Source organism: Streptomyces sp. NPDC090022, assembly GCF_044748145.1.
In the GTDB taxonomy this organism is placed as follows: domain Bacteria; phylum Actinomycetota; class Actinomycetes; order Streptomycetales; family Streptomycetaceae; genus Streptomyces.
The window spans coordinates 37,833-39,928 of sequence record NZ_JBIVFN010000009.1; the positions used below are offsets into that span (position 1 = coordinate 37,833).

Below are 2,096 nucleotides of genomic sequence, written 5' to 3' on the forward strand. Positions count from 1 at the left end.
GCACGCACGAGGCCCCGCTGGCAAGCCGGCGGGGCCTCGTCCTATCGGGGGCTGTCCTCGGGTCAGCGCCGTTCGGCGGTGATCAGCACATAGCCGAGGCCGGGCGTGTAGAAGGTGTTGAGCTCGGGGTCGAGCATCGCCTTCACCACGTCCTCGCCGGCGATCCGGACCCATTCGTCGCGGTGCTCCAGCATCTGGGCGCGAAGGCTGACACGTACCTGCTCGGGGACGAGGATGCGCGGGGTCACGTCCTCGATGTCGAGCACCCGGAAGCCGGCCTCCTCCAGCATGGGCGCATACGCGTCGAGGGTGGTCGCGGTGACCAGGGGGTGGATCTGCGACCAGTCCTGTCCCGGCTCGTGGAACATGTCCGCTATCGCGAGCCGGGCACCGGGGCGCAGCACCCGGGCGGCCTCCCGCAGGGCCTTGGGCTTGTCCGGCATGTGGATGAGGGATTCGAAGAGCCAGGCCGCGTCGAAGGACCGGTCGGCGTACGGGAGATTCATGGCGTCCGCGCGCTCGAACTGCACACGTCCGGCGAGTCCGAGTTCCCGTGCCCGGTCCGTCGCCCGCTCGAGCTGCCGCTTGCTGACGGTGATTCCGACGATGTCGGCCTCCGCCGCCTGGGCGAGGTGGAAGGCGGGCTGGCCGATGCCGCAGCCGATGTCGAGGACGCGCTGTCCGGTACGCGGTTCCAGCCGGCGGACCATGAGTTCCGAGAGGCGGGCCGTGGCCTCCTGGAAGGAGGAGGTCTCGTCCCCTTCCGGCCAGTAGCCGACGTGCAGGTTGCTGTCGCAGATCCGGGCGTGGAACTCGCTGAACTCGTCGTAGAGTTCGGCGACTTCCTCGGTGTTGGACTGCGGGGTGGCGGTCATGGCGGTGCTTCTCCTTGCTGCCCGGGGGCGGTGAGGGATGGATGGTGCCGTGCCGGTACCGGACATGGGCTTCAGCCGCGGTCGTAGTACCAGGTCATGGGGGGCGCGGTCGCCGGGACCGGGGCACGGGTGGCCGTGGGGTCCGGCACGGTGGCCGACGCGGTGGCCCGCGTGGTGGTCGGGGCGGGAGCGAAGCGGCGGCGCAGTGCGTCCAGGGCCGGGAGCGCCGCGGTCACCGTGTCGAACGGCAGGCCGAAGTCGACGAGGCAGGCCACCTCGTCCACTCCCGAGTCACGCAGCCGTTCCACCGTCGCCGCGCACTTGTCCGGTGTGCCGAGCAGGGAGCGCCGCTGGTAGTAGTCCTCCGCCATGAGCTCGGCGAGCTTGTCCTGTTCCTCGGCGTCGGCGCCTCGGGCGCTGCCGCGGACCTTGTCGTCGGTCCGCTGCTGGGCCATGAAGGAGGAGAGGTAGTTCTTCACGGGGCCGCGTACGGTCTCCCACACCCGGTCCTCGTCGTCGCCGATGTAGGTGTGCATGCCGATCGTGACGATCCCGGCGGCCGGGTCGTGGCCGGCCTCGGCGCGGGCCGCGCGGTAGCGGGCGATGTCCTCTGCGAGCTTCTCCCAGCTGGTGAGGAGGGAGAGCACGTTGAGGCCGAGCCGGCCGGCGTCCGCCCAGGTCTGCGGGTTCGAGGTGTGGACCAGCCAGAGGGGGAGCTCGGGTTGTACGGGCCGCGGGTAGGTGCGGGCGCTCAGCTCGCGTCCGCCGGGGCCGGGGAAGGCGACCGGCGCGCCCCGCCACAGCGAGCGCAGGGTCTCGACGTGCCGGAGGGTGTACTCCCTGCGCGTGTCGTAGTTCTCCGGGTAGAAGACGAAGTCGCCCTGGTGCCAGCCCGTGGCGACACAGATCCCGGTGCGGCCGCCGGAGAGCTGGTCGACGAGCGCCCATTCCTCCGCCACCCGGACCGGGTGGTGGTGGGGCAGTACGACGCTGCCGGCCCGGAGCTGGAGGTGGCGCGTCGATACGGCCAGTGCCGCGGACAGGACGGCCGGGTTGGGGAAACTGCCGCCGAACTCCTGGAAGTGGCGCTCGGGGGTCCAGATGGCGGTGAATCCGCGGCTGTCGATGAACCGCGCAACGTCGAGGACGAACCGGTAGCGCTCGCCGAAGTCGTGCCGGTCGTTCGCGGAGAAGAAGTAGACGCTGAAGTCCATGCCTGCC

At 70.8% G+C, this 2,096-nt stretch carries 2 protein-coding genes; both read right to left on the reverse strand.

The window, feature by feature from the left end; all coding sequences use genetic code 11:
• Nucleotides 1-62 precede the first annotated feature (62 nt).
• Entirely contained in the window at nucleotides 63-875 is an 813-nt protein-coding gene (locus ACIPXB_RS18540; RefSeq protein ID WP_401450895.1) for an SAM-dependent methyltransferase, read from the reverse strand.
• Nucleotides 876-946: 71 nt separating this feature from the next.
• Nucleotides 947-2,089 carry a MupA/Atu3671 family FMN-dependent luciferase-like monooxygenase gene (locus ACIPXB_RS18545; RefSeq protein ID WP_401450898.1) on the reverse strand — a complete coding sequence of 381 codons (1,143 nt, stop codon included), beginning with the start codon at nucleotides 2,087-2,089 and terminating at the stop codon, nucleotides 947-949.
• Nucleotides 2,090-2,096: the final 7 nt, after the last annotated feature.

Coding starts and splice junctions, on each gene's coding strand:
- ACIPXB_RS18540 (WP_401450895.1), bottom strand. CDS start 875: ATGACCGCCACCCCGCAGTCCAACACCGAGGAAGTCGCCGAACTCTAC.
- ACIPXB_RS18545 (WP_401450898.1), bottom strand. CDS start 2,089: ATGGACTTCAGCGTCTACTTCTTCTCCGCGAACGACCGGCACGACTTC.